Source organism: Geomonas sp. Red276, from assembly GCF_054784495.1.
In genome coordinates this window covers 45,152-71,381 of the sequence record NZ_BLXW01000002.1, presented here as the reverse complement: position 1 = coordinate 71,381, position 26,230 = coordinate 45,152, and the positions used below count along the sequence as shown (strand labels likewise).

The 26,230-nt window shown below is 62.9% G+C and carries 21 protein-coding genes; 7 read left to right on the top strand and 14 right to left on the bottom strand.

Annotated features, from left to right (window positions below; genetic code table 11):
* Window positions 1–5 precede the first annotated feature (5 nt).
* The 6 genes from ACYVL5_RS02335 to ACYVL5_RS02310 form a co-directional block, all read right to left on the bottom strand.
* Complete coding sequence (locus ACYVL5_RS02335; protein ID WP_460593940.1) at window positions 6–203, bottom strand: hypothetical protein; 198 nt, start codon at window positions 201–203, stop codon at window positions 6–8.
* 161 nt (window positions 204–364) lie between these two features.
* Entirely contained in the window at window positions 365–874 is a 510-nt protein-coding gene (locus tag ACYVL5_RS02330; protein WP_460593939.1) for a hemerythrin domain-containing protein, read from the bottom strand.
* Between the two features lie 34 nt (window positions 875–908).
* The gene (locus tag ACYVL5_RS02325) at window positions 909–1,487 is read right to left on the bottom strand and encodes a DUF3341 domain-containing protein (RefSeq protein WP_460593938.1); all 579 of its coding nucleotides are present in this window, start codon (window positions 1,485–1,487) and stop codon (window positions 909–911) included.
* Between the two features lie 34 nt (window positions 1,488–1,521).
* On the bottom strand, window positions 1,522–1,704 hold the full coding sequence (locus tag ACYVL5_RS02320) for a DUF6496 domain-containing protein (RefSeq protein ID WP_460593937.1): 183 nt from the start codon (window positions 1,702–1,704) through the stop codon (window positions 1,522–1,524).
* Between the two features lie 70 nt (window positions 1,705–1,774).
* Window positions 1,775–1,927 carry a DUF3309 family protein gene (locus ACYVL5_RS02315; RefSeq protein WP_460593936.1) on the bottom strand — a complete coding sequence of 51 codons (153 nt, stop codon included), beginning with the start codon at window positions 1,925–1,927 and terminating at the stop codon, window positions 1,775–1,777.
* Between the two features lie 113 nt (window positions 1,928–2,040).
* The gene (locus tag ACYVL5_RS02310) at window positions 2,041–3,663 is read right to left on the bottom strand and encodes a DUF748 domain-containing protein (RefSeq protein ID WP_460593935.1); all 1,623 of its coding nucleotides are present in this window, start codon (window positions 3,661–3,663) and stop codon (window positions 2,041–2,043) included.
* 277 nt (window positions 3,664–3,940) lie between these two features.
* Between ACYVL5_RS02310 and ku the strand changes: the two genes are divergently transcribed.
* The 5 genes from ku (at window position 3,941) to ACYVL5_RS02285 (ending at window position 8,865) form a co-directional block, all read left to right on the top strand.
* Window positions 3,941–4,720 carry a Ku protein gene (ku, locus tag ACYVL5_RS02305; RefSeq protein WP_460593934.1) on the top strand — a complete coding sequence of 260 codons (780 nt, stop codon included), beginning with the start codon at window positions 3,941–3,943 and terminating at the stop codon, window positions 4,718–4,720.
* A 239-nt stretch (window positions 4,721–4,959) separates the two neighbouring features.
* Window positions 4,960–5,694 carry an SRPBCC family protein gene (locus tag ACYVL5_RS02300; RefSeq protein WP_460593933.1) on the top strand — a complete coding sequence of 245 codons (735 nt, stop codon included), beginning with the start codon at window positions 4,960–4,962 and terminating at the stop codon, window positions 5,692–5,694.
* A 57-nt stretch (window positions 5,695–5,751) separates the two neighbouring features.
* Window positions 5,752–6,942, top strand: coding sequence for a zinc-dependent alcohol dehydrogenase (locus tag ACYVL5_RS02295; RefSeq protein ID WP_460593932.1), 1,191 nt, complete (start codon window positions 5,752–5,754; stop codon window positions 6,940–6,942).
* A gap of 18 nt (window positions 6,943–6,960) precedes the next feature.
* Window positions 6,961–7,803, top strand: coding sequence for an SDR family oxidoreductase (locus tag ACYVL5_RS02290; RefSeq protein WP_460593931.1), 843 nt, complete (start codon window positions 6,961–6,963; stop codon window positions 7,801–7,803).
* A gap of 21 nt (window positions 7,804–7,824) precedes the next feature.
* Window positions 7,825–8,865 (top strand): SDR family NAD(P)-dependent oxidoreductase, encoded by a 1,041-nt coding sequence (locus ACYVL5_RS02285; RefSeq protein ID WP_460593930.1) that lies wholly within the window; start codon window positions 7,825–7,827, stop codon window positions 8,863–8,865.
* Between the two features lie 241 nt (window positions 8,866–9,106).
* Here the strand turns inward: ACYVL5_RS02285 and ACYVL5_RS02280 are convergent, their stop codons facing one another.
* Window positions 9,107–10,477: an OmpA family protein gene (locus ACYVL5_RS02280; RefSeq protein ID WP_460593929.1), complete on the bottom strand. Its 1,371-nt coding sequence runs from the start codon at window positions 10,475–10,477 to the stop codon at window positions 9,107–9,109.
* A 267-nt stretch (window positions 10,478–10,744) separates the two neighbouring features.
* On the opposite strand from ACYVL5_RS02280, the gene ACYVL5_RS02275 reads away from it, so the two are divergent.
* Window positions 10,745–11,686 carry a YihY/virulence factor BrkB family protein gene (locus tag ACYVL5_RS02275; RefSeq protein ID WP_460593928.1) on the top strand — a complete coding sequence of 314 codons (942 nt, stop codon included), beginning with the start codon at window positions 10,745–10,747 and terminating at the stop codon, window positions 11,684–11,686.
* A 1-nt stretch (window position 11,687) separates the two neighbouring features.
* On the opposite strand, the gene ACYVL5_RS02270 is transcribed toward ACYVL5_RS02275, so the two are convergent.
* The 7 genes from ACYVL5_RS02270 to treZ form a co-directional block, all read right to left on the bottom strand.
* Window positions 11,688–12,203 (bottom strand): CHRD domain-containing protein, encoded by a 516-nt coding sequence (locus ACYVL5_RS02270; RefSeq protein ID WP_460593927.1) that lies wholly within the window; start codon window positions 12,201–12,203, stop codon window positions 11,688–11,690.
* Window positions 12,204–12,246: 43 nt separating this feature from the next.
* Window positions 12,247–13,830, bottom strand: a complete 1,584-nt coding sequence (locus ACYVL5_RS02265) for a putative maltokinase (RefSeq protein ID WP_460593926.1) — start codon at window positions 13,828–13,830, stop codon at window positions 12,247–12,249.
* A 3-nt stretch (window positions 13,831–13,833) separates the two neighbouring features.
* Complete coding sequence (treS, locus tag ACYVL5_RS02260) at window positions 13,834–15,585, bottom strand: maltose alpha-D-glucosyltransferase (protein WP_460593925.1); 1,752 nt, start codon at window positions 15,583–15,585, stop codon at window positions 13,834–13,836.
* 143 nt (window positions 15,586–15,728) lie between these two features.
* Window positions 15,729–17,702, bottom strand: coding sequence for an alpha-1,4-glucan--maltose-1-phosphate maltosyltransferase (locus tag ACYVL5_RS02255; protein ID WP_460593924.1), 1,974 nt, complete (start codon window positions 17,700–17,702; stop codon window positions 15,729–15,731).
* A 54-nt stretch (window positions 17,703–17,756) separates the two neighbouring features.
* Window positions 17,757–20,741 carry a malto-oligosyltrehalose synthase gene (locus ACYVL5_RS02250; protein ID WP_460593923.1) on the bottom strand — a complete coding sequence of 995 codons (2,985 nt, stop codon included), beginning with the start codon at window positions 20,739–20,741 and terminating at the stop codon, window positions 17,757–17,759.
* Between the two features lie 9 nt (window positions 20,742–20,750).
* Window positions 20,751–23,198, bottom strand: coding sequence for a DUF3536 domain-containing protein (locus tag ACYVL5_RS02245; RefSeq protein ID WP_460593922.1), 2,448 nt, complete (start codon window positions 23,196–23,198; stop codon window positions 20,751–20,753).
* 2 nt (window positions 23,199–23,200) lie between these two features.
* The gene (gene treZ / locus ACYVL5_RS02240; protein ID WP_460593921.1) at window positions 23,201–25,078 is read right to left on the bottom strand and encodes a malto-oligosyltrehalose trehalohydrolase; all 1,878 of its coding nucleotides are present in this window, start codon (window positions 25,076–25,078) and stop codon (window positions 23,201–23,203) included.
* A gap of 152 nt (window positions 25,079–25,230) precedes the next feature.
* Here treZ and ACYVL5_RS02235 point away from each other — a divergent pair, with 152 nt between their 5' ends.
* Complete coding sequence (locus tag ACYVL5_RS02235) at window positions 25,231–26,196, top strand: cation diffusion facilitator family transporter (protein ID WP_460593920.1); 966 nt, start codon at window positions 25,231–25,233, stop codon at window positions 26,194–26,196.
* Window positions 26,197–26,230 lie beyond the last annotated feature (34 nt).

Genomic DNA, 26,230 nt, shown 5'->3' with positions numbered 1-26,230 from the left:
GTTGGTTACTTTTTGCTCTTGCCTTGGCCGGCTTGCCCCTGTTGTTTCTGCTTCAGTTGCTCACCGGGTTGCTGGATCTTCTCACCTTGCTGTTGTCCTTTCTGCAGGTGGGTTCCGCTCTGGACCTGTTCCTGGCCGGGGCGTTGTTGCTGTTGCTGCTGCTGTTTGCCCGCACTGGGCTGAGAGGTCTTGCTTTTTTGCATGACTTCCTCCTTCCGAGGGTCGCGCCAAGCAATCCGTTTCCTTCTTCCTGCCAACTATTCAGGGGGCACCCCCCCGCCCGTAGGAAAGGCACCGGTAGCGGAAAGGCTCCCCCGGCGGGGATCCTGCCGTTCCCGGTGCCTTTTTCTCGTTGGGGCACACCCTATCCTTCCACTGAAGCGCCCCGTGACGGCTTGCGCCCCTCGCGCTTGCTGCGCATGAATTGAACCGCGATCTCGACCATCTCGTTTTTCTCGAGCGCCTTGCGGGCCAGCTTGAAGACCTCGCTCTCCTCTTCCTTGAGGTGATGTTCGACGATCTCGTGGAGCACTTTGAGCTTGGCGCCCCACCGCTCGTCGTCGACCGCCAGTCCCTTGAAGGTGCCGATCATCGTCTTGGCGACCTCGTGCTCCTCGTAGGCCTCGAGCACCTTGTCCCGGGCCTCCTCGTGCTTCTCGAGGGCGGTGTAGAAGAAGCGCTCCTCGCCTTCCATGTGGAGCATCAACTCCTCTTCCAGCTCGGCGTACAGGTTCTGCAGCGAAGCCGTGGCCTTGCGACCGCTCTTCTCGATGCGGTCGAAGAGGTAGCGGGTCTTCTCATGGTCCTGTTTCAGGAGGTCGAGTATGTTCCTTTCAGAGCTTCCCTTCTCGCCGGTCTTTTCATGTGTGGGCATAGACGCGTCTCCTTTGAGGCCGTCGACCACCTGATCAGCGGTTCAGGTCGTCGTCCGTGGACCTCGGTCTGGGTTTCTCCGAACTGGCGAAATCCGCCTTGGCTTCACCTTCCGAACCTATGTCGCTTGCGCCGGTCTGCCGGAAAATCTCCATGGCGCGTTTTTTCCAGTCCGCGTTGTCGCAGTGCACCGAGATAAGGATCCCCCCCTCCTTGATGCGACCTTCGTAACGCTTTGCCTCGTACTCAGGAATTCCCATGCCGACCAGGGCGCCCGCGATACCGCCCAATACCCCGACGGCTCCCGCACCCGCCAACAGCGAGACGATCGGTCCCGCGGCGATGAAAGGACCGATTCCCGGAATGGCGAGGGCTCCGATCCCGGTCAGCCAGCCGAGAATGCCGCCGATCACCACGCCGGTTCCCGCACCGGTGGCGGTCCCTTCCGGCGCCTTGGTGTGTTTCTCGTGGGCGAAGTCCTTGGTCCCCACGTTTTCCGAAAAGAGGACCGAGATGTCAGTGTTCCTGAAGTCGGCGTTTTTCAGGGCCTGCACCGCCTCCTCCACGTTTTGACGGCTGCGATAGATCCCAAAAACAGCAATGTTTTTTGCCATGACGTGTTCTCCTTGTCCTCACAGAGTTGATCCGCTACTTCTTGGGAGGTTCCGGCACCTTGGCGCCCTTTTCACGGGCCTCCGACAGGCCGATGGCCACTGCCTGCCTGCGGTCGGTAACCTTCTTTCCGCTCCCTCCGCTTTTCAACTCCCCCTGCTTGAACTTTTCCATCACCTCATGAACGGTGTCCTGAGCCTTCTTGCCGTACTTGGCCATGACCTCTCCTCTCCCCCCTTGCCCCTGCCGTTGAGCGGCGCGGGACTCATCGCAGGGTTTTCGGGAGTCGCTAGAAGACCCCCATCAGGGCCAGTATGAGCAGGATGAGCAGGACCAGCCCGAGACCTCCGCTCGGATAGTATCCCCAGCCCGAACTGTAGGGCCAGGTTGGGAGGGCTCCCACCAGCAGCAGAATCACAATGATGAACAGTATGAGCCTCATTGCGTCGTTCCTCCTGGTCGTGAGTGTGTCGTGACAGGCGTGTTAATGTCGGACCGGGCTTCGCTACCCTACCCGTACCCTAGGCCATTATACGCCCGGTCACGGCGAGCCGGTCAAGGCCTCCCCGTGGTCACCTGCCGCTCGAAGGTGGGGAGGATGGCCTTGAAGAAGGCGTTTTTCACCAGTTGGACGATGATCTGCAGGGTACTCGTCTGGGGGCTCGACAGCGGGCCGGAAAGCTCCGCCTTGGTGGCCACCTGCTGTCGCTGCCGGTTCTCCAAAAGCTTGGCGACCCCGCCGATCAGCATCTCGTACAGCTTGTGAAAGAGGCTCTTCTCCTTGTCCTTGCGCTTGTCGTAGACCTTCATGTCCTTGAAAAAGGGCTTGATGTAGCCGGTCAGCTGGTTGTGCTTCGCGTGGAGCTCGGTCACCAGCGAGAAAGTCCCCGCCGCCACGTCGAAGTTGCCGTAGGCCCGCAAGAGGTCGTTCATGGAGGTGAGCTGGGTGTTGTCGATCTTCAGGTAGAGGTCGAAGTCGGGGGCCTTCTTCTCGGCCCGGAAGTCCCCGGTGGCCGAGGTGTCCCCGCTCCCCATGAATTTGCCGCGCAGGGTCGCCTTAGCCGGACCGCGGGAGAACTGGTTGGAGAAGTTGGTGAGCTCGAAGTCAAGGTCCGAGAGAAAGACCCGGTAGCGCTTGCCGCCGGTATCGTTGACCATGCCGAGATTGCTCCCGGTCAGGCTGAAGCGGTCCACCGAGATGAGGACCTGGGGCTTGTTGCTCACTTCCTTGGCCGTCTTCTTCACCTTCTGCGCCCGCTCCTTCTCCTGGGCCGCCGTCCGGTCGGTGTGGAGGTAATCCGCCTTCAGCCCGCTCACCGTGACCTCCTTCAGGTGGGCGATCTGGGTCTTGGCCGTGTACTCGAGGTCGCCGGTGGCCCGCATGACCCCTCCGGCGATGGCGACGTTCTCGCGGGCGAGCACCGGCTTGACATAGTCGAGCGGCACCTTCCGGAAGTCGAGATGGGCCTTCACCGCCGGGGTCGGCTCGGCCAGGAAGTTGGCCTTTCCCTCGACCACGCCGTGGCCGGTACCGAAGACGTCGGTCTCCAGGCGGAAGGGGGACGGGAACACCTTGTCGGGGAGGTGGATGTTGCGGATATTGTCGGCGCTGATGGTCAGGTGGGTCAAGGTCAGCGGCCGGTTGGGATCCTGGTCGATATAGGTGATGCTGGCGTTTTTGATGGAGAGGAGGTTGATCTTCAAGGGGTAGATGTCCTCCACCGCCTGCTGCCATCCCCTCTGTTTCACGGGGGTCTTGTTCTGCGCCTCGCTCTTTAGCTGGGAGAGGTTGACGTGGAGCTTGGGGTCGTCGATGTCGAGCTCACCCACCAGCTTGCCGGAGAGGATCTCCCGCCAGTGGACGCTCGCCTTGAGGTAGGGGATGCGCGCCACCGGCGGATCGGGGTGGGCCTGCTGGACGACGGTGAGGTCCTTCAAGGTGACCGAGAGGCCGATGAGGGCCAGGTGCATCTTCTTCAGGTGGACGATGTACGCCCCCTTCAGGTCGCGGTTGACCTTCTTCTCGGTCAGCCTCCTGAGCGGTTCGTCGATGAAGAAAGAGACGATGTACAGGACCAGCGCTAGCCCGACGCAGATCCCCAGCACCCAGATAAGCCACCTCGGGACCGGCAGTTTCCTGGGCGCCCTCCCGGCGGCATCCCGACTTTCTTCGACCATGAAGGACTCCGATACGGCATATTTATTAGGGCATGTTAAGAATGTATGGTCCCTCCGGCCGTTGTCAATCTCCCGCGCGCCATTTTATCCCGCCACCCCCCCGGCTAACCTACCAGATGTGCTACCTTTCCTCCCGGGGTGGCAACGTCGCTTCGCCGCCGCCCCCCCCGTTCGCGCCTCTAATGTGCTACCATGCAAGCATGAGGACATGAGGGGCGCGTGGCGGCGGGTTTCATTTTTTCCCCGGCGGCCGCCGGGGAACCGGGAGGTTTGAGGCATGAGAGCGATCTGGTCGGGGTCCATCAGCTTCGGGCTGGTGAACATCCCCGTGAAACTGTTCAGCGGTTCCCAGAGCGATTCGCTGGACCTGGACATGCTGCGCAAGGGGGACCTCTGTCCCATCAAGTACCTGCGGGTCTGCAAGCGCGACAACAAGGAGGTCCCCTACGAGGAGATCGTCAAGGGGTACGAGTACAGCGACGGCGAGTACGTCGTGCTGACCGACAAGGATTTCGAAAACGCGAGCCTCGAGAAAACCCACCTGATCGACATCATCGACTTCGTGCAGGAGAGCGAGATCGATACCAGGTACTTCGAAAAGCCCTACTACCTGGAACCGGACAAGACCGGCGCCAAGGCCTACGCCCTCTTGCGGGAGGCGCTCAAGAGGTCCGGAAAGGTCGGGGTGGCGAGCTACGTGCTTAGAAACCGCGGGTCGATGGGGATCGTCAAGCCGCTCGACGATCTGCTGATCCTCAACCAGATCCGCTACAGCGAAGAGATACGGGCCGCCTCGGACCTGAAGCTCCCCTCCCACGAGAACCTGCGGGAGCAGGAGGTCACCCTCGCGCTGTCGCTGATCGACCAGCTGACCACTTCCTTCGACCCGGGGAAGTACCACGACGAGTACATCGACGACCTCAGGCGGATCATCGACGACAAGGCGCACGGACTCGCGCCCAAACCCGAGGGCAAGGCGCCCCAGCCGACCAAGGTGACCGACATGATGGCGCTTTTGAAGGAGAGCCTGAAGCAAAAGCGCAAAGAAGCCGCCTGACCCGGACCGAGGCCGGGGGCATCTCCCCTTTGCAACCGGCCTCATCACGCTTCCCTTCACCCCTCCCCGTTTTTCTCCCCCACGGCTTCACGTTGGCAGGGGGGACCCGCGTCCTCCTGCGCTTTGGCTTTCCATCCTCCTTTGGTCCGCCTAACTACCCCACCCGTTGTTGCAATCCCGGCATCCCATGATAGTTTATTATGGTTTTTTAATATTTAACTTCGGCAAGGAGGACGGCTATGGAGACCACGCAGACCGCGCGGGAAGAGAGATCCCGGCCCGGCAGACAACAGCGGCAAACCGAAGTGAACGTCAACGACAAGGAGCGGACCGCCTCGGTCATGGGGGGAGCGGCGCTCGCCCTGTCGGGCCTCAGATCGCTCACCAAGAAGCACTACCTCCCGGGGCTCGCCATGATGGCGGCGGGAGGGATGTTTCTCTACCGCGGGGCCACCGGCCACTGCGACCTCTACCAGGCCATGGGGGTCGACACCGCCCACTCCGAGGGGGGGATCAGGCTCGAGAAGGTGCTGACCATCAACCGCCCCCGCCAGGAGGTCTACGAGTTCTGGCGCAACTTCGAAAATCTCCCCCGCTTCATGCGCCACCTCGACGCGGTGCGGGTCACCGGTGACCGGACCTCCCACTGGAAGGCGCGGGGCCCCGGCGGCCTGACCGTGGAGTGGGACGCCGAGATGACCGCCGATTACCCCGGCCAGCAGATCAGCTGGCATTCCACCGGCGACGCCGACCTCCCCAACCGCGGCCTGGTCGAGTTCAGCGACGCCCCGGGCGACCGCGGCACCGAGGTGAAGATCTCCATCGACCTCTACCCCCCGGGCGGAGTCGCCGGCCGCACCGCCGCGAGGCTTGCGCGGGCGGTCACCGCCCAGCAGGTGGAAGAGGATCTGAAACGCCTGAAGCAGCTTCTGGAAACCGGCGAGGTGGCCACCGCCGAGCGGACCCTGCACTAAACGGCGCCCCGATCAGCCATTGCCACCGTCCGCAGCGCGGGCGGCAAAGGAGGAACTATGAAGGCGGTTGTCTGGCATGGAAAACATGACGTCCGGGTCGACGAGGTACCCGCCCCGCGCATCCTCAACCCGCAGGACGCCATCGTCCGGGTCACCCTGACCGGACTCTGCGGTTCCGACCTCCACCTCTACGACGGCCTGATCCCCACCATGCAGAAGGGGGACATCCTCGGCCACGAATTCGTCGGCGAGGTAGTCGAGGTGGGGAGCAAGATCACCAACCTGAGCGCCGGCGATCGGGTGATCGTCCCCTTCCCGATCGCCTGCGGGGAGTGCTGGTACTGCAAGAAACAGCTCTACGCCCTGTGCGACAACTCGAACCCGAACTCCTGGATGCTGGAGAAGATCTACGGCGACAGCGGTGCCGGGATCTTCGGCTACTCCCACCTCTACGGCGGCTACTCCGGCGGCCAGGCGGAATTCGTGCGGGTCCCCTACGCGGACGTGGGTCTCCACAAGATCCCGAGCCATCTCACCGACGAGCAGGTGATCTTCCTTACCGACATCCTCCCCACCGGCTACCAGGCGGCCGACAACTGCAACATCCAGCCCGACGACACCGTGGCGGTCTGGGGATGCGGTCCGGTGGGTCTTTTGGCCATGAAATGCGCCCTCCACATGGGGGCCGGGCAGGTGATCGGCATCGACCGCTTCCCGGACCGGCTCGCCATGGCCAAGAAGGAGTGCGGGGCGGAGATCGTGAACTACGAGGAGGGGGGCGTGGTGGAAAGGCTCCACAACCTGACCGGGGGACGCGGCCCGGACTCCTGCATCGACGCGGTAGGCATGGAGGCCCACGCCCCGGGGCTGGAAGGGGCTTACGACGCGGTGAAGCAGACCCTGCGGCTGGAGACCGACCGCCCGATGGCACTTCGCCAGCTGATCCAGGCCTGCCGCAAGGGGGGGACGGTCTCGGTTCCCGGTGTCTACGGCGGCTTCGTCGACAAGATGCCGCTCGGTGCCTTCTTCGCCAAGGGGCTCACCATGCGTGCCGGGCAGACCCACGTGCAGAAGTACATCCCCCAGCTCTTGAACCTGATCGAGCAGCGCGAGCTCGACGCCACCTTTATCATCAGCCACCGGATCGGCCTCGACGAGGCGCCCGCCGCCTACAAGATGTTCAAGGAGAAGCAAAACGGCTGCATCAAGGTGGTCATGAAGCCGCGGATGGCGGCCTACACCCCGTAGTGCCCCAGGAGGGATGAGATGCCCGAAAAATCCAAGTTTCCCCCGCAGCGCCAGTCGCAGCCCGGGAAGGAAAGCCAGATGAAACCCAAGCCGCAAAGCGGGGAGTTCGAGTACCACGGGGCCGCGCGGCTGCAGGGGCAGGCTGCCCTCATCACCGGCGGCGACAGCGGGATAGGGAGGGCGGTGGCGCTCGCCTTCGCCAAGGAAGGCGCCAACGTCGCCATCGCCTATCTCGAGGAGGACCAGGACGCCCGGGAGACCCGCGACCTGGTCGAGCGTGAAGGGGTCCGCTGCCTGGCCTTCAAGGGGGACGTCGGCAAGGAGCAGTTCTGCCGCGACATCGTCGAGAAGACGGCCGGTGCCTTCGGCAGGCTCGACATCCTGGTCAACAACGCCGGCGAACAGCACTACCGGGATTCCATCGAGGAGATCTCGGCCGAGCAGCTGGAGAGGACCTTCCGGACCAACATCTTCTCCCAGTTCTTCCTGGTGAAGGCCGCCCTCAAGCACCTCAAGGAGGGGGCGCGCATCATCAACACCGCCTCGGTGACCGCCTTCAAGGGGAACCCGAACCTGCTGGACTACTCCTCCACCAAGGGGGCCATCGTCGCCTTCACCCTCTCCCTGGCCGAGCGCGGCATCCTGGTCAACGCCGTCGCCCCCGGCCCCATCTGGCCCCCCCTCATCCCCGCCACCTTCCCGGAAGAAAAAGTCGAGGAGTTCGGCCAGCAGGTCCTTTTGAAAAGGGCAGGCCAGCCGGTCGAGGTCTCCCACAGCTACGTATTCCTTGCCTCCGAGGGGGGATCGTACATGACCGGGCAGGTGCTCCACCCCAACGGGGGCACCATCGTGGGGAGCTGACGAAAGCGGGGAGCCATGGCCATGAATCGAGCAGACGGTGAAAAGCGTAGCAGAACGCTTCCCTTCCTTTTACTCGCCATCGGCGGGATCGCGATGCTGTGCGGAGCGAGGCGCCGGCTGCGGCGCCTCGACTTCCGCGGGCTTTCCGTCGTCATCACCGGCGGTTCCCGCGGGTTGGGACTGGAGATCGCCCGCCTGTTCACCCAGGAAGGGGCCCGGGTAACGCTGCTCGCCCGCGACGCCGACGAGCTTTCCCGCGCCGCGGCCCAGCTCTCCCGCCTCGGTCTTTCCCCGCTCACCCTGGTCTGCGACGTCCGCAACAAGGAGATGGTGGAGCAGACGGTCTCCACTATCCTTGAGAAGCGCCGGAGCATCGACGTGCTGATCAACAACGCCGGGGTCATCCAGGTGGCCCCCTTCGAGAACCTCGACCTTTTCGACTACCAGGAGTCGGTCGACATCCACGCCTGGGGTCCCCTGCACCTGAGCCGCGCCGTCGCACCGCACATGCAGGGGCGAAAACGTGGAAGGATCGTCAACATCTCCTCCATCGGCGGGGCAGTCGGCGTCCCCCACCTCATCATCCCCTACAGCATGGGTAAGTTCGCCCTCACCGGTCTCTCCGAAGGCTTCCGCGCCGAGCTCGCCAAGGACGGCGTGCTGGTCACCACCGTGATCCCCGGCCTCATGCGGACCGGCTCCCACGTGAACGCCGTCTTCAAAGGGCAGCACCGCAAGGAATTCGCCTGGTTCGCCATTTCGGGAGCCAACCCGCTTCTCTCCACGAGCGCCGCCCGCGCGGCCCACCGCATCGTCGAAGCCTGCCGCTACGGCGATGCCCGGCTGATCATCACCCTTCCCGCCGTACTGCTCCATTTTGCCAACGCGCTCTTCCCCGGGCTGGTCGCCTTCGGCACCGGCGTGGCCGCCCGTCTCCTCCCCCCCCCGGCCCCGGCCTGCGACAACGCGCGCCACACCGGCCGCCAGAGCAGCTCCCGACTCGCACCTTCCCTCCTCACGAAGCCAAGCGATAGCATGGTCTCGGTGAACAACGAGGAGTAATACGTCAGCCGCTCGGCTCGCCGCCCCGTCCAACGTCCTTTCACCAACCACCGTAACGGTAACCATAAAAAAGCAGGTTAGCGACGGTCTTCCGCTCTACGTCCCTTCCCCTTCAAGGAGAGGGAGAGTTGGTCCCAGCGGAAGATGATCGCCAAACTGCAAAAAAAGCCCAGCTGCCGAAGCAGTGGGCTTTAAAGTGGTTCTTGGCGACGGGGGTTCCCGTCAGCTCTTCACGGCACCGTCACTTCTTGATGACACAGTCGATGACGGCGTTGATCCTGCGGTTTTTCCTTCTCCCTTCCGAGGTGTCGTCGTAGGCGACCCGCCTCGTGTACCCGTACCCCTTGGCGCTCAGCCGCGAGCGATCGATGCCGAAGTTGTTGACCAGGTAGTCGACCACGCTCTCGGCCCGCCGCTGGGAGAGCCGCATGTTCTCGTCGAAGCCCCCAATGTTGTCGGTGTGCCCCTCGATCACCGCCGTGGTGGAGGGGTACGCCTTCATGTAATCCGCCACCTTGGCGATCTCGTTCCGGTATTCCGGACGTATGTCCGCGCTGCCGCTGGCGAAGTCGATGATCAGCCCCATGCAGAGCCGTTCTGGCGGGGTGACCTGCTTGACGTCGAAGGCGCAGTCGATGATGGCCTCGATGCGGCGGTTTTGCTGCCTCCCTTCGTCGGTGGCGTTGTCGGCCACCGGGCGGGTGAAGCCGTGCCCCCGGGCGGTCAGCCGGGAGCGGTTGATGCCGTAGTTTTCTACCAGGTAGTTCACCACCGCCTGGGCCCGGCGCAGCGAGAGATCCATGTTGTGGTCGGCGCTGCCGACGTTGTCGGTGTGCCCCTCGATGATGGCGGTGGTGGTCGGGAAGCGTTTCATGAAGTCACCCACCTTGGCCACTTCCTCGCGGTCCTCCGGCCGGATGACGGCGCGGTCGATGTCGAAGTGGGTCCGTAGCGTAATGCAGTACTTGTAGTGCCCCTGTTCCGGTTCGGTAGCGGGAACCTCCTGCGGCTGAGGCTCGCCGCCGGCTTCGGCAGCGGTCTCCGCCCTTTCCGCTCTCGCCTCCCTCCCCCCCATCACGAAGGTAAGACCGAGGGAGTACTCCCAGTTGTGGAGGGTCTTGTAGCTGATGTCGAAGATGTGGCGGCCATCCAGCCTGAGGGCGACCGAGTCCCCCATGAAGAACTTGACCCCCAGGCCTGCATCGACCACCCCGTCGGTGACGCTGCGGTTGGTCGGGTACTCGATGGAGAGACCGCCGCCCCCTGCCGCCAGGTAGGGAACCACCGCCGAGTGCGGCATGAAGTTGTAGAGGAAGTCGGCGCGGTACCCCCAGGTGTTGAAGTGCTGGTCGGTCGCACGATAGCGGGCCCGGATGTAGGTACCGACCAGCTCGGCCTCGAGACTGTCGGTGAAATCATAGCCAAGGCGCAGACCGAATACCGGGCGGTTCCTTTTCAAGGTCACCTGCCCGAAGCTGTCATGCTCATCGAAGATGTATCCCCCTACATAGGGAGAGACTGAAAACGCGCCTGCTCTCTCTCCGGCCTGGGCTATGCCTGCTAATGTCAGCAGCCCCAAGGCAAATACGATGATGCCGGCCATCTTTCTCATCTGGCAGCCTCCTTTGTGTAAGTTATTGTCGGTCTCGACAGCCCCACTGATACTATTAAACAAATTTAATAGTATCAGTCCTCTCATGATTGTCAATCTATGAGCGGAGTTCATTACTGGTCTTCGTGATAGACATGGGGCGACGCTTCTAATGATGGGAAAAAAATGGCTGGCTACCTGCGGCGGGCAGGCCTGATAATGTGGGTGTGCATTGAATCTGCTTCAGCGTGGAGCTTGGCTGAAACTTGCCGGGCAGGAGAAACTGATATGTCAGCGTTACGAAGATTTTTCGGATTGGATAACACGAGCTATCTGGAACTGGGAAAGAGGGCCTATCGAAGAATCGTCGACGATGATTGTTCAGAACATTCCGCGGCCATGGCGTACTACTTCCTGTTCGCCCTGTTCCCCTTCTTCCTCTTTATCACCACTGTCATCGGGTACCTTCCCATTCCCCACCTTTTGGACTACCTCTTGACCAGTGCAGAGAGGATGATGCCGGGCGAGGCCTTCAACCTGATCAAGGACAACATCCGCGCGCTGTTCATGAACAAGAAGGAGGGGCTGCTCTCCCTGGGCATCGCACTCGCCCTCTGGTCCTCGTCCAACGCCATCATCTCCATCATGGACGCCATGAACAAGCTCTACGAGGTGAAGGAAGGACGCCCCTTCTGGAAACAGCGGCTGGTCGCCCTGTTTTTGGTGGTAACACTTTCCTTCCTGTTCCTGGCGGCGCTGGCGCTTTTGATGTTCGGGACCAAGCTTGGCAACATGGTGGCGGACAAGATCGACTTCGGGCAGGTCTTCCGGGTTACCTGGGACATCCTGCTGGTGCCGGTGATCCTGTTCCTGTTGATGCTGGCGGTGGCGGTCATCTACTACCTGACGCCCGATGTGAAGCAGAACTGGAAATGGATCTCCCCGGGTGCGGTGGTGGCCATTCCAGCGTGGATCGTGATGTCGCTGGCCTTTTCCTACTACATCAACAACTTCGGCTCCTACGACAAGACCTACGGAAGCATCGGGGCAGTGATCGTCTTGCTCCTGTGGCTTTATTTCAGCGGGTTCATCATCCTGATAGGAGCCGTGATCAACTCGGTGATCGAGCACACATCCAATGAGGGGAAGGCGCCGGGGGAAAAGGTACCGGGAGAGAAGGATAAGGCGGCGAAGGCTCCCGAACCGGGCGAGCACCGCGCCGCAGCCTGATCTAACGTTCTTTCCGGGCGAGCTCCCCTTTGGCGAGGGGGGCCCCGGAGCTCGGCTCGATCTGGCCGCGGATCTCGCCGGCGGGGAAGGTCTCGGTCATGACGTTAACGTAGGTCTTGCCGGACTTGATGAGGCTGATGAGGTCGGCGACCTTCTTTCCCTGCAGGTCGCCGAGCAGGTTGCGGTCGGTGATCTCGCCGCCGGCCAGGGTACCGCTGAAGCGGGTGTACTTGGCGGGACCGCCAAAAAGGCCGGCGATGGGGGGACCGTCCTCCCCTCGGCTGCCGAGATGAATGTAGGCGGCGGTGGGGGCGGCCAGATCCTCCACCCGAAGCTCGAAGCTCAGGACGGAATCGGAAACCCGCAGCATGACGGCGCCGGTCGCCGGCGTCTTCACGGCCGGAATCTCGCTGTTTCCCGAGAGCTCCGCCCTGAAGACCAGGTCGACCGCCGCAGCCGAAGAGGTCAAAGAGAGAATCAATAAGCCGGTGAGCACCAAACGCTGAAGCAGTCTCATTCCGCACCTCCACGTTTTATTCGATTCCCCAGTCTCGACCCCGTTATTCCGGTTTCCCCTTTTTCTTCTCCTCAGCCAGCAGCTCGATGACGCTCTTCAGCGGAACCGAGATCCAATCCGGCCGGTTGTTGAGCTCGTATCCGAGTTCGTACAACGCCTTGTCGAGCACGAAGGCCTGGAGGAGAATCTCGATCTCCTCGGCATCCCCCGGCATGAAGGGGGCTTCGGCCGCGCACTTTAAGTAGGAGGTGACAAATATCTTGGAGTGGTACCGGTACCAGGCGCGGGCCCACGGGACCAGGTACGGGATATCCTCCGCCCGCACGTGGGTCCGCTGCATGAGAACCACATTGGCCGCGTAGTAGAAGGAGCGGACCATCCCCGCCACGTCCTTCAAGGGGGACTGCTTGAGCCGCCGTTCGCTGAGCGATTTGACCGGCTCCCCTTCCAGGTCGATGATGACGAAGTCGTTGCCGGTGAAAAGGAGCTGGCCGAGGTGATAGTCGCCGTGAACGCGGGTCTTCATGGCGGAGAACTTGCGGATCATGACCTTCTGCAAGACCGCGAGCAGTTCCGGCTCCATGGTCAGGAGGCTTTCGGCCTCTCCCTTGTGCTGTTCGGAGAGCGCCGGGAGGCTGCGGCGCAGCAGATCGAGCACCTTCTTCGCCCGGCTGCGCATGGACTGATAGAGCGATCGCTGGTAGAGAAGGGTGAACGGTTCCGGCGCGAAGGAGGGATCGTCGTTGCGGGAGGCCAGCGCCAGGTGGAACTCCGCCGTGCGCCGCCCCAAAAGGGCCACCATCTCCGGATAGAAGCCGGTCATCATCTCCACCAGCTCGGGGGAGAGCTCCGGTGCCTCGTGGGGGACCGGCTGGACCTGCGGGTTCTCCTTGTTCTCTTCCCGCCCCGCCAGGGCCCGGTCCATGAACTGCCGCACCTCGCTCAAGGTGAAGATCCAGGCATCGCCCTGGCTGGGAACGAAGCCTTGGAGAAGGGCCAGCGCCACCGGCTCGTAACCGCTGCGGCGATACTCCAGCGCGCCCGCCAACGGTGCCACGTGCTTGAAGTGGATGCGGTCGGAGAGGAAGCGGCCGAGCTCCAGCTCCGGGTGTATCCCCTCCTCCATGCGACGGTAGAGTTTCAGGAAGAAGGCCTTTTCGTAGGCGACGGAGCTGTTGCTTTGCTCGGCCCTTCCCACCTGCGACGACTGGGGCAGCTCCCGGTCCCCGAGCAGCGCCTGGAATCCCGGGCCGGGGCGGCCGTAGATCCGGCTGCCGTCCCCCTTGATTCCCTTTCTGCGGGCGATCATGTCCAGCATGGTCTGGCGGAAACGGGCATTGTAGAGGCCGTCGTAGATAATCCCCTCCTTCTCCCCCACCTTCAGCCGGCAGACGACCGCCTCCGGGAACTCGAGGGTCGGGTCGGAGCCGGCCCCTTCGGTGGCCACGAAGTGCAGCGGCAGCACGTAGGTCTCGGGGGCTCCTTCGCTGTAACTGACCTCGACCAGGGTCAGCACCACCGAGGCCGCGTCGATGGGAATTTCGAAGCTCTCGGCGATCGCGGTCCGCATGATGGTGCGGCTTTTGGACTGGAACCAGCGGGCCTTCCGGAGGTACTCCGGGAGCACGGACTACTCGAACATCCTCAGGGCGTTCCCCTTGAAGATGTTCTCCCACTGGCCGGCCACCGGCACCGTGGCGAGCACCCCCTCCTCCTGCGGCTTGAGCTTCTCCCCCCCCTCGGTGAGCTGGAGCAGGTGGTACTGGTAGGGTCCGAGCAGCACCACGTAAGGGGAGTCCTTGATGGCCGGGAAACGGTTACGGCTGAAGAGGTCCTCCAGGTACATCCCGATGAAGCGGGGGTGGTTGATCTGCACGAACTGGGTGGTGCGTGAGAGGTTGGCCAAAACCAGGATGGTCTCCTCCTCGTACGAGCGCAAGAGGGCGAGGATCTTGGGGTTTTCCATCGGGAGGAACTCCACGCTCCCCCAGCCGAAGGCCTTGTAGCGCTTGCGGACGTCGATGATCCGCTTCATCCACCAAAGAAGGGACGAGGGGTTTCTGGCCTGCAGCTCGACGTTGAGCGCCTCGTAGTGGTATTCGGGGTCGATGATGACCGGCAGGTAGAGGCGCTGCGGGTTGCAGGGCGAAAAGCCGGCGTTACGGTCCGGGCTCCACTGCATCGGGGTGCGCACGCCGTTACGGTCGCCGAGGTAGTAGTTGTCCCCCATGCCGATCTCGTCGCCGTAGTAGATGATGGGGGTCCCCGGGAGGCAGAAGAGGAGGACGTTCATCAGCTCGATCTTTCTCAGGTCGTTCCCCATCAGCGGCGCGAGCCGGCGCCTGATTCCGAGGTTGATGCGGGCGCGCGGGTCGCGGGCGTAGACCCGGTACATGTAGTCACGCTCCTCGTCGGTCACCATCTCCAGGGTCAGCTCGTCGTGGTTTCTCAGGAACATGGCCCATTGGCACGCGGCAGGGATGGCCGGGGTCTGCTGCAGGATGTTGATGATGGGGAAGGAATCCTCCATCTGCAGCGACATGTAGATCCTCGGCATGAGGGGGAAATGGAAGGCCATCTGGCAGGCGTTGCCGTCGCCGAAATAGGAGGCGGCGTCCTCCGGCCACTGGTTGGCCTCGGCGAGGAGCATGCGGTCCGGGTACTTGGCGTCCACGTAGGCGCGGAGCTTCTTGAGGAACTCGTAGGTTTCCGGGAGGTTCTCGCAGTTGGTTCCCTCCCGCTCGTAGAGGTACGGGACGGCGTCCAGCCTGAGGCCGTCCACCCCCATCCCGAGCCAGAAGTCGATCACCCGCAGCATGGCGTCGTGGACCCGGGGATTGTCATAGTTGAGGTCCGGTTGGTGGGAATAGAAGCGGTGCCAGTAGTAGCTCTTGGCGACCGGGTCGCGGGACCAGTTGGAGGTCTCGAAATCCTTGAAGATTATCCGGGCGTCGGCGTACTTGTCCGGGGTGTCGCTCCAGACGTAGAAGTCGCGCCAGGGTGACCCGGGCTTCGCGTTACGCGACTTCTGGAACCAGGGGTGCTGGTCGGAGGTGTGATTGAGCACCAGTTCGGTGATCACGCGCATCCCGAGCTTGTGGGCGCCGCGCAGGAAGTCCTGGAAGTCTCGAAGATTGCCGTAATCGGGATGGATGCCGCGATAGTCGGCGATGTCGTAGCCGTCGTCGCGAAGCGGCGAGGGGTAGAAGGGAAGCACCCAGATGGCGGTGACCCCCAGGTCCCGGAGGTAGGGAAGCTTTTCCAGAAGGCCGCGGAAGTCGCCGATGCCGTCGCCGTTACTGTCGGCGAAACTCCGGATATGAACCTCGTAGATGATGGCGTCCTTGAACCAGAGTGGGTTTTTCTCCGCTCTCAGTGGCATGATCTTCCCCTTCCTGATAGTTGCTACCCCCCCATCCTCAACCTGCCGCTCCCCTTGAAGGGAGGATGTGCCCGAAGGCGGGGTGAGGGCACATCGGATCGGACAAGGGGACAGGCGTCTAAAGGAGCCAGTCCCCTATGAGGCTACAGGTAGTAGTCGAAGTTCGCCTCGCGACGCTGCCAGGTGCGGATGCGGAAGATCCGCGCCGGGGTCCGCTGCGGGTCGAGCTCGACAGCATTCTCCTCTCCCTGCCAGATGAAGCGCTCCTCGTTCAAGAGATCATCCACCAGGTAGGATTGCCCCGGCTGCACGCCGAAATACTGCAGCGGCAGCCGGAGGGTCACCCGCTGACGCTTGAAGGGATCGAGGTTGACCACCACGAGGACCGTGCTCCTGCCGTCGGCGGCCAGCTTGCCGAAGTAAAGGACGCTGCCGTTGTCGGTGGGATAGAACTCGACGTTGGCGGTGACCTGGAGCGGGTCGTTGTCGCGCCGGATCCGGTTGAGGGAGGTGATGAACCCTCTCAGGTTGCCCGGTGCGTTACGGTCCCAGGGGCGGATCTCGTACTTCTCGGCGTCCAGGTACTCCTCGCTCCCCGGCTCGGCGGCCGCCACGCAGAGCTCGTAACTCGGCCCGTAGATCCCGTAATTGGACGACAGGGTCGCTGCCAGCGCTACCCGGATCATGAACCCGGCCCTACCGCTGTACTGGAGGAATTCCGGGAGGATGTCCGGGGTGTTGGGCCAGAAGTTGGGGCGCATGAACTCCCGCACCTCGGTCCTGGTCAGTTCGGTAAGGTAGCCGACCAACTCGTCACGGCTGTTTCGCCAGCTGAAGTAGGTGTAGGACTGGGAGAAGCCGATCTTGGCGAGCCGGTACATGACCTTGGGGCGGGTGAAGGCTTCGGCGAGGAAGATGACCCCGGCGTCTTTCTCCTTGGCCCGAGCGATCAGCCACTCCCAGAAGGGGAACGCCTTGGTGTGGGGGTTGTCGACCCGGAAGATGTTGATCCCGAGCTCCATCCAGTAGAAGATGACGCTCTTCAGCTCCTCCCAAAGTTCTTGCCACTTCTCGCACTCGAAGTTGAAGGGGACGATGTCCTGGTATTTCTTGGGAGGATTTTCCGCGTACTGGACGGTCCCGTCAGGCCGCCAGCGGAACCACTCCGGATGCTCGGCGAGGTAGGGGTGGTCAGGCGAGCACTGGAAGGCGATGTCGAGGGCGATCTCCATGCCGCGGCCGCCCGCCTCCCGGACCAACTGGCGGAAGTCGTCGAGGGTGCCAAGTTCAGGGTGGATCGCCTTGTGCCCCCCTGCTGATGAGCCGATGGCCCAGGGACTTCCGGGATCTCCCGGTTCCGCAGCAACCGCGTTTCGCTTCCCCTTGCGCTTGGCCTCGCCGATGGGATGGATGGGGGGGAGATAGAGAACGTCGAAGCCCATCTCCTCAATCTCGGGGAGGAGGGCGATGCAGTCCTGGAGGGTCCCGTGGCGCGTCCCGTCGGCGGAGCGGGGGAAGAGCTCGTACCAGCTGCTAAAGAGCGCCCGCTTGCGGTCCACCCGGACCGCGAGCTCCTGGTGGTAACGGGTGGCGAGCGCCCGGGCGCAGCAGGTGCTGATCAGATCCGCCAGTTCCGGGTCGAGCCCGAGCGAGATGGCCTGCTGGTGGCTCGCCTCCTTCTTGAGGGTTGAGGCCACCAAGGTGATGCGGGCGGCATCGGCGGGGGACGCCTCCTTGGCGGCCTGTTCGAGGAGGTTCGCACCGATCAGAATATCGACGGTGACGTCTTGGCCCGCCTGGTAGCGCTTGTTGAGGTCTTTTTGCCAGGTGCGGAAGTGATCGACCCAGCCGAGCAGCGTATAGAGGTAGACGCCCGGTTCCTCGAGGAGAAAGCTCCCCTGCCAGCGGTCATTGTCCAGCCGGGCCATGACGGTTTCCCGCCAATCGGCTTCCTCCTCGCGCCGGTAGAGGAGAACCGCCATCACCTCATCGTGGCCGTCGCCGAAGATGTCCGCCTCGACGATGAACTCGTCACCGGCCACCCTTTTGACGGGGTAGCGCCCGCAATCCACCAGCGGGGTGACTCCTTCTATGCTTATCCGCTCTCGACCTTCCATCGCCTTCAAAACCTCCCTCACCTGCCCTTCGGGGCACCCTCTCGCCTGCCCACCCTACCAAGCCTCCAGGAGCGCTACCGGAGCTTCGGCAAAGAGCCGGGCCACGGGTATGGCCGGACGGCCGTGGCGCTCGGCGGCCTCGACCTCCTCGTCGTTGACGATGTTGCGGAATCTCCCGGCCGCCCCTTCCGGAAGGTACACCACCGTGTCTCCCCAAACCTCCTCCCCCATCGGCTCCCGGTCCTCCCCCTGCAGCAGGGTTGCCACCAGGCGCGGCACTACCACGATGACCGCCTCTCCCTCCGCGCGGCGGGCGAAGGCGACCAGGTAGCGGCCGCGGTGCCCCTTGGTCTCCAGCGGCAGGTAGTCGCCCCGATCAAAGAGGTTCCGGTGAGCCCTGCGGTAATTCAGAATCCGGTAGATGAGGTAGAGCTTGACCCTCCCGTCGCCCCCATTTTCGAGGAGCTCCCGGAAGAGTTCCCGGGCGCCGGCCTCCGCCTCCCGCGCCTTGACCGCCGCCAGCATCTCCTTGCGCAGAGCGTAATCGACCGGGCGCCGGTTGTCCGGGTCCACCAGCGAAAGCTCCCACAGCTCACTCCCCTGGTAAAAGTCCGGCACCCCCGGCGAGGTCATCTTCAGCAGCAGCTGCGAAAGGGAGTTGAACATTCCGCAGCGGGCGATGTAGCGCTGGAACGGGATGAACTCCTTCACGAATGGGCTATCCTCGTCGCTCAGCAGCCGGTCCACGAAGGCCAGCACCGCCTCCTCGTACGGCGCGTTCGGGCTCACCCAGCTGGTGTTGGTCTTCGCCTCCCGCACCGCCTTCGTCATGTACTCCTTGATCCGCCCCCTGAACCGCTCGAATCCCTCGCCGTCCAGCGCTTCCGAGGGCCAGGCGCCGAGGAGCGTCTGGTAGAGGAGGTATTCCTCGTTGCGGTCCGGGATGGTCTGCCCCTCCGCCATTGTCCGCTTGGCGCGGTTGAGGCGCCTCCAGCGGGCCAGGTTCCGCTGCCAGGCGTCCGGAAGCTCGGAAAGGACGTCGATCCTGGTCCGGACGTCCTCTCCCCGCTTGGAGTCGTGGGTTGCGGTGGCTATCATCCCGTTCGCGAAGGTCTTCATCCGTTCCAGGTTCTGGCCGTGGAACGCCTCCCGGGTGGTCCCGAACCTCGCCGGCATCCCCCCCACCTCGTTCAGGGAAACCAGCCGGTTGTAAACGTAAAAGGCGGTGTCCTCCAGCCCCTTGGCGGTGACCGGCCCGGTGATCTGCTGGAACTTCATGGCAAAGGCAAGCCACGCCTGGCGATCCTTCTCCTTGGCGGTGTCCGGGGATTTGAGCAGCAGGACGTCGCGCACGAAATCGAAGATGGAGGCGTTCACCGCGGGGTTTTTCCGCTTGGCCCGCGCCACCGCCGCCTCGATGTACTGGACATCCTTGTCGCGCACGGTCGGCGAATTGAGGTAGGTCCGGTAGACCGGGAAGCAGGCGATCACCTCCCCGAGCGCGCGCGCCAGGCTGTTGAGGGTGAAGTCCCGGGTGAGCCGGTCCTCCTCGGAGATGTTGTTGAGGGCGTGGGCCAGCATCCCCCCTTCGCCCGACATGGAGACCTGCATGATCAGCTTCTTCTTGTCGTAGACCACCTCGTTGAAGTCGTCGGTCTTCCCGGTCATCCTCCGGTAGATCCGGTCGAAGCTCTTCCCCTTCTCGGTGTCGACGAAGATCCCGTTCACCGCGTTCATGAATTCGTAGCCGGTGGTGCCGTGCACCGGCCACTGCTCCGGGAGCTGTTCCCCTTTCAGGAGGATCTTTTCCACCACCACGTAGAACGGCTGGTAGCCCCGGTCCCGCTCCCGGACCTCCCGGTATTCGTCGCACCACCCCTCGAGAACCTTTTCCTTATCTTCCGGGGACACCGCCGGCTCCCCTTCTTGGCCGAGGCGCTGCTGGACATAGCACCCCTTCTGCAGGTTTCCCAGGTAGGTGAGCGGATCGTACAGCCCGTCCACGTGATCGATCCTGACCCCGGTCACCTTCCCTTCCCTGATCAGCCGGAAGAGGAGCGCATGGGTCTGGTCGAAGACGGCGGGATCCTCCATCCGGATGGCGGCCAGGGCGTTGATGTCGAAGAATCGCCGGTAGTTGATCTCCTCGGTGGCCACCCGCCAGTAAGAGAGCCGGTACACCTGGTAGCGGAGCAGGCCGTCCAGGAGATCGAAACTGGCCGGATCCCCCTTGGTCCCGTTGAAGATGGTGACGTTCTCGTCGATGAAGGAGGCGAGCCGGGGGCTTTGCTGGCAGAGGGTCCAGAGGCGCTTCTTGATGATCTCCTTCTCCCGCTGCCGCTCCCCCCTTTTCTCCGGCTCCTCCTCGGTATGGGGGGGAAGGTGCTGCAGTGCGGTGTTGATGCTCAAAAGCTCCAAAAGCTCCGGGGCATCGGGGGCGAACTGCTCCTGCAGGCTCTCCAGCCGGTGCCCGAGGATCTGGAGGTAGCTCTTGGGCTCTACCGGGATCTGTACCGGCGGCACCTCGATGAAGAAGGCGCCCTCCCTGAAGATGAGCTTCAAGCCGCAGGCTTCCAGCACCTTTCCGTACTGGTCTCCCAAAAGGGGGAGGAGCACCTTGCCGGTCAGCTCCTTTTTGACGGGCGCCCAGTCGATGTCGAAGAAGTGGGCGTAGGGGGAGCTCTGGCCGTTCTCGAGAACGTCCATCCACCAGACGTTTTCGTTACTTTCGATGCACATGTGGTTGGGGACGAAGTCGAGGATGTGCCCCATGCCGAGGCGGCGGAGCTCGCCCATCAGGGCGGTGTGGCTTTCCTCGTTCCCCACCTCCGGATTGAGCAGGGTGTGATTGACCACGTCGTAGCCGTGCACGCTCCCCTGCTTGGCAGCAACATAGGAGGAGGCGTAGATGTCGCTGATGCCGAGGTCGTGCAGGTACTCCACGATGGCCCGGGCGTCGTCGAAGGTAAACTGCGCGTTGAATTGCAGCCGGTAGGTGGCGGAAGGAATCCTCGCCTGCGGCAGCCGGTCCTGGTCCATGACTGCCCCTTATCCCTCGACCAGCACGGCGCCGAGGTTGAAGCGGAAGGTTTCCCCCAGTTTGCGGAAGGCATCCAGCCAGATGCCGGCTCCCTCGTCGCCTGCGCGCGACTTGGTGAGATTCTCGCGATACAGCGTCTTCGCCAGCTGGTAGTAGTCGTTCTGGACCTGCCAGAGGCCGATGTTGATGGGGATCTCGTTGATCAGGTCCATGAACTTCTGGACCCTCGCCATGAGGTTCAGATTGGCCGGGTCCTTGACGAGCTCCGCGGTGAGGGACTCGACGTGGCGCCGCAGGAAGAACTCGGTCTCCGGGGTGTCGGTGGGGACCCCCCAGGTCTTTATCTGGGAGACAATCCTTTGCACCGCTTCGGGGTCGATCTCCTCCTTGGTCAGCTCGGTTTTGAGGGCGGCCAAAAGGGCCGGCTGGGCCGCGATGGAAAAGACCGGAGGGATCGGCATCCCGGTCTCTTTCACGAACTCCATCAATGGCCTGCTGCGCTCGAACATCGCCTGGTAGCTTGCGATGCTCTCCTCCACGCTCTTCTCGAAGATCTCGTTCAGTATCTTTCTTTGTTCGTCACGGAAGAGGTTGATCAACGAGTAGCTGTGGGTCCCGAAGTGCTTATCCATCAGGCCGATCAAGTCGGTATAGAGCCCCTTGTTGAAGGTGTTGGTCATCTCCTCCTTCATGGTCTGGTAGCCGCCCGCGTCGCAGCTCTGTGCCACGCCACCCTTGAAGTCGTGGCTCCCGAGCTTCACCACGCAGAAGGTGAGGCAGGTCGATTCCTCGGTGATCTCCGAGGCTACGTGGATCCTCCCCATGGCGATACTGGCATCCTGGGCGGAGATCTTGGTGTAGTCCTCCCTCGCCACGGCATAGCAGTCGATCTGTGAGTGTTCCTCGTATTGCTCATACAGCGAGCTGAAGGCATAGTGGGCGCCGACCTTCACCAGATCCAGACGGGTCGGCTGGACCCAGTTGCGGAAGATCCACTCCCCGTCCTGATGCTCCGGTATGTTTGACTTCGCCTTTTTCAGTCTCATCAGAAATCCCTTCTCGACCCCCTCCTCGAAGAGACCTTCCGCCAGCTGCAGCGCACGCCCCGCGTATTCGATCACCTGCACCGTCTCAAGCCCCGAGAGCTCATCGAAGAACCAGCCGCAGCTCGTGTACATCAGCATGGCATGGCGCTGCATCTCCAGCAGCTTCAGGGCGTCGATCTTGTCCTCGGCGGAGAGTTGCCGGGCCGCGTGCTCGGCCAAGAACGTCTCGGCCTGCTCCATCTCCCGGTGCAGGATGACCTCGATGTAGGCGTCCCGTGCCGCCCAGGGGTCCTTGAAGTATTCCCCCCCCTTGCGCTCGAAACCTTGCGCCAGCCGGTCCCGCAGCCAGTCGAGCGCTGCGCGCAGCGGCGTCCGCCACTGTTGGTTCCAGTTCGGATACCCTCCCGAGTTGCAGCCGCAGTCGCTGTTCCAGCGTTCCACCCCGTGGGAACAGCTCCACGAGGTTCTCTCCACGATCTCCGCCTCCCACTCCGGTGGGCAGAGCTCGAGGTACTCGCCGTAGTTGGTGAGGCGGGCGCTGCCGGATTCCTCGATCTGGTGGAAGGCGGCGGCGAGCGCCATGTCGCCGAACTTTTGATGGTGGCCGTAGGTCTCACCATCGGTGGCGATGTGCATCAACTGGGGCCAGTCGCGGTCGTCGGTGAAGCCCCCCATCAGCCTTCCCGCCAGCCCTTCCCCTGAGCTCAGGAGGTTTTCGAAGGCCACCGCCTGGGAGATGGGGCCGTCGTAGAAGAAGAGGTTGATGGTCCGCCCCGAGGGAAGCCGGCAGAGATAGGCCCTGGTGGGATCGATGGCGCCTTCCGTCCACTGCTCCTCGCCGATCTTCCGGAAACGGGCGGCCTGGTACTGGGCGAGGATGGTGAACTTGATCCCCTGCTCGGCCATGATTTCCAGGCTCTCGTTGTCGACCGCCGTTTCGGCCAGCCACATCCCTTCCGGGAAACGGTTGAAGCGCGACTCGAAGTCCTTGATCCCCCACACCACCTGGGTCCTCTTGTCGCGGGAGTTGGCCAGCGGCATGATCATGTGGTTGTAAACCTGAGCTATCGCGGAGCCGTGGCCGGAGCGCCACTCCATGCTCTGGCGGTCCGCGTCGAGGATGGCCTGGTAGGTGTTGCGGTCGAAGACGCACATCCAGGAAAGGACGGTGGGGCCGAAGTTGAAGCTCATCTTTGCGTAGTTGCTGGTGATGTCCATGACCCGCCCGTCCCCGTCCAGGATCCGGGAGGCCCCATTGGCCGCGTAACACTCGGCCGTGATCCTCTCGTTCCAGTCATGGTAGGGGAAGGCTGAATCCTGGATCTCCACGGCCTCCAGCCACGGGTTTTCCCGGGGGGGTTGGTAGAAATGGCCGTGAACACAGACGAAACGCTCGTTGGGCTGCGGCATGGTTAACCTCCTAGCTGGTCTGCTGAATACACGAGGACGTTGAACGGATGGATGGGGACCCGGGTGCATGCTGCCGGGTCTTCCACCGTGATGGTGTCGGGAGCCGGTTCGCCCGGCCATTTCCAGAACTGCGCCGAGGAATCGAGGATCTTGGACCAGCTTCCCCGCTTGAGCTTCAGGTCGATCTCCTCGGTCAGATTGCTGAAGCTGAAGAGGCAGAGGACCCCGTTGGCGCCCGCCTCCCTGATGATGGACAGGACGCGCTCCTTCGGGAGCCCGCAGATCTCCATCTCCTCCCGGCGGGTGACCTGCAGGGCCGGAAGCGTGCTGCGCAGCAAGAGGAGCTTCTTGTAGAAGTCGAGGATGATGGCCTGTTCCCCCTCCTTCTTCGCCGTCAGGTCCAGTTTGCACTCGAGGTAGACCCACTCGTCCGACGGGTCGGGGATCGCCCCCTCGCAGATACCCGAGGCGTGCTCCTCCTGCTTCCCTTTCCTGACCGCCTCAACCAGCTCCTCGTCGCTGTGATCGATGAAGTAGTGAAACGGTGCCCGTTCACCGTACTCCTCCCCCATGAACAGAAGCGGCAGGTAGGGCGAGAGGATCATGACCCCGGCCGCCAGCAGCAGCTTCTCAAGCGGCTGTTTGGTGCTCAGGCGGTCCCCGCATTTGCGGTTGCCCACCTGGTCATGGTTCTGGATGAACACCACGAACTGGGAGGTGGCGTTTTCCCGGGCGGGCCCCCCGTAGCGCCGCTTGCGGTAACGGGAATACTCGCCGGTGAAGACGAAGGCCTCCTGGTACGCCTTCACCATCTGGGTGAACTGGCCGAAATCCTCGTAATAGCCGGTCGTCTCCCCGGTCAAAAGGGTCCGCAGCGCGTGGTGGAAGTTGTCGCACCACTGGGCGTCGACCCCCAGGCCGCCGATCTCGGGGGGGGTGATGAGCCTGGCATCGTTGGTGTCGTTCTCGGCGAACAGGTAGATCATCCTCTCCAGCTTCTCGCGCTGGATCGCCACCTGTTCGGAGAGGTGCCTCAGCACGTGCTTGGGGGTCATGTCGAAAATCCAGTCGACCGCGTCGAGCCTCAGGGCGTCGATGTGGAACTCGCTGATCCAGTAGAGGGCGTTGGTGACGAAGAACTCGAGGACGTGGTCGCTGTAGGGGCCGTCGAAGTTGATGGCCCCTCCCCAGGGGGTGCGGTACTTGTCGGTGAAGTAGAAACCGAATTCCCCGTTGTGGTTCCCTTCCGGGCCGAAGTGGTTGTAGACCACGTCGAGGATGACGGCGAGCCCCTTGCGGTGGCAGGCATCGACCAGCCGCTTCATCCCGTCTGGACCGCCGTAGGTGTTCTGGGGAGCGAAGTGGTGGACGCCGTCGTACCCCCAGTTCCTTCCCCCCGGGCATTGGGAAACCGGCATTAGCTCGACGGCGGTGATCCCCAGTTCCACCAGGTAGTCCAGGAAGTCGGTGACCGCCTGGAAGGTCCCCTCCTTGGTGAAGGTCCCCACGTGCAGCTCGTAGATCCGGTAGTGCTCCAGGTGAATCCCTCCCCACCCTTCGTCCTGCCAGGTGAAAAGGTTGGGATCGACGACCTGGGAAGGCTGGCTGACACCCTTCGGCTGGTAGCGCGAAACCGGGTCGGGAAGCCCCTCCTTGCTTTCGCCCAACTGGTAGAGGTAGAGGTCGCCGTCTCCCGCCTCCGGCACGGTGACCGAAAAGTAGCCGAGTTCCTCCTTATCCATGGGGACGGTGCCGACCGCCTTGCCGGATAAAAGGAGCAACGAGACGGTCTCCACCCGGGGAGCCCAGACGCGGAAGCGGGTCCCCCCCCCTTTCAAAACAGTGGCGCCAAGGTCGAACTGCCACGAGGCGGTCGCCATACGAGATACCTCCGGAAAGTAGGCGTCGATTGGGTGCTGCGGCTTACATTGGTAAGGATTTATTAAAGATACTTTATGGTATTCTCGTGTCAACGTGAGGAGGTGAGCGGAGAGAGGTGGAGCTCTCGAAGGCGCCCGGGCCTGGGGGGAAGATGAAAAGCGGAACCAAGAAGGTCATCATTGCCGCACTGGCCGCCAACCTGCTGATTGCGGGCACCAAGATGGTGGCCGCCTGGATCACCGGAAGCTCCGCCATCTTGTCCGAGGCCATCCATTCCCTCGTGGACGGCGGCAACCAGCTCCTCATGCTCCATGGCCAGCGCAGGGCCGCCCTCGCCCCCGATGAGGAGTTTCCCTTCGGCCATGGCAAGGAGATCTACTTCTGGAGCTTCGTCGTTTCTATCCTGGTCTTCTCGTTGGGATCCGGGTTGTCGCTCTTCGAAGGGATCAACCACCTGGTTCATCCGCACCCGATGCGCGACGTCAAGGTCAACTACATCATCCTGGCAGCCTCCCTGCTCTTTGAAGGTTTCTCCTGGGTCGTCTCGTTCCGCGAGTTCGGCAAGAGCAAGGCGCCCGGTCAGGGGTATTACCAGGCCATCCGCGAAGGCAAAGACCCCAGCCTGTTCCTGGTCGTTTTGGAGGACACCGCCGCCCTGCTCGGGCTCCTCGCCGCCCTGGCCGGGATCTATCTCGCCTCCCTCACCGGCACCCCCGGTTACGACGGCGCCGCCTCGGTCGTCATCGGCCTCATCCTCGGCGGCACCGCCATCCTCATCGCTCACGAAACCAAGGGGCTCCTGGTCGGGGAAGCGGCGTCGCGGGAGGTTGTTCAACTCATCAGGGAGATCGTGCAGCATGGCGAGCATGTCGAGCATGTCAACGAGGTGCTGACCCTGCACATGGGGCCGGAGTTTATCGTCGTCACCATCAGCCTTGATTTCAACGACGAGGTCTCGGCGGGCGAGATCGAGCGGACGGTGCCTTTGCTAGAGCGGGAGATTAAGGAGCGGGTGCCGGAGGTGAAGAAGGTTTTTGTGGAAGCGCAGGCCTGGCACCGCCCGAAGGTGAGGAGCGAGCTACTGGAGGGGCCGCCCCTCGGCCCACCGGATCAATGAGCATCAGGGAAGAAAAAGGCAAAAGGCCCAAATC

Excerpts from the sequence above, each read along its gene's own strand:
- ACYVL5_RS02255 (WP_460593924.1), bottom strand. The coding sequence starts at position 17,702 with ATGGAAGGTCGAGAGCGGATAAGCATAGAAGGAGTCACCCCGCTGGTG.
- ACYVL5_RS02235 (WP_460593920.1), top strand. The coding sequence starts at position 25,231 with ATGAAAAGCGGAACCAAGAAGGTCATCATTGCCGCACTGGCCGCCAAC.
- ACYVL5_RS02300 (WP_460593933.1), top strand. The coding sequence starts at position 4,960 with ATGGAGACCACGCAGACCGCGCGGGAAGAGAGATCCCGGCCCGGCAGA.
- ACYVL5_RS02285 (WP_460593930.1), top strand. The coding sequence starts at position 7,825 with ATGAATCGAGCAGACGGTGAAAAGCGTAGCAGAACGCTTCCCTTCCTT.
- ACYVL5_RS02325 (WP_460593938.1), bottom strand. The coding sequence starts at position 1,487 with ATGGCAAAAAACATTGCTGTTTTTGGGATCTATCGCAGCCGTCAAAAC.
- ACYVL5_RS02335 (WP_460593940.1), bottom strand. The coding sequence starts at position 203 with ATGCAAAAAAGCAAGACCTCTCAGCCCAGTGCGGGCAAACAGCAGCAG.
- treZ (WP_460593921.1), bottom strand. The coding sequence starts at position 25,078 with ATGGCGACCGCCTCGTGGCAGTTCGACCTTGGCGCCACTGTTTTGAAA.
- ACYVL5_RS02320 (WP_460593937.1), bottom strand. The coding sequence starts at position 1,704 with ATGGCCAAGTACGGCAAGAAGGCTCAGGACACCGTTCATGAGGTGATG.
- treS (WP_460593925.1), bottom strand. The coding sequence starts at position 15,585 with ATGCCACTGAGAGCGGAGAAAAACCCACTCTGGTTCAAGGACGCCATC.
- ACYVL5_RS02245 (WP_460593922.1), bottom strand. The coding sequence starts at position 23,198 with ATGCCGCAGCCCAACGAGCGTTTCGTCTGTGTTCACGGCCATTTCTAC.
- ACYVL5_RS02275 (WP_460593928.1), top strand. The coding sequence starts at position 10,745 with ATGTCAGCGTTACGAAGATTTTTCGGATTGGATAACACGAGCTATCTG.
- ACYVL5_RS02270 (WP_460593927.1), bottom strand. The coding sequence starts at position 12,203 with ATGAGACTGCTTCAGCGTTTGGTGCTCACCGGCTTATTGATTCTCTCT.
- ACYVL5_RS02250 (WP_460593923.1), bottom strand. The coding sequence starts at position 20,741 with ATGGACCAGGACCGGCTGCCGCAGGCGAGGATTCCTTCCGCCACCTAC.
- ACYVL5_RS02280 (WP_460593929.1), bottom strand. The coding sequence starts at position 10,477 with ATGAGAAAGATGGCCGGCATCATCGTATTTGCCTTGGGGCTGCTGACA.
- ACYVL5_RS02330 (WP_460593939.1), bottom strand. The coding sequence starts at position 874 with ATGCCCACACATGAAAAGACCGGCGAGAAGGGAAGCTCTGAAAGGAAC.
- ACYVL5_RS02295 (WP_460593932.1), top strand. The coding sequence starts at position 5,752 with ATGAAGGCGGTTGTCTGGCATGGAAAACATGACGTCCGGGTCGACGAG.
- ACYVL5_RS02315 (WP_460593936.1), bottom strand. The coding sequence starts at position 1,927 with ATGAGGCTCATACTGTTCATCATTGTGATTCTGCTGCTGGTGGGAGCC.
- ku (WP_460593934.1), top strand. The coding sequence starts at position 3,941 with ATGAGAGCGATCTGGTCGGGGTCCATCAGCTTCGGGCTGGTGAACATC.
- ACYVL5_RS02310 (WP_460593935.1), bottom strand. The coding sequence starts at position 3,663 with ATGGTCGAAGAAAGTCGGGATGCCGCCGGGAGGGCGCCCAGGAAACTG.
- ACYVL5_RS02290 (WP_460593931.1), top strand. The coding sequence starts at position 6,961 with ATGCCCGAAAAATCCAAGTTTCCCCCGCAGCGCCAGTCGCAGCCCGGG.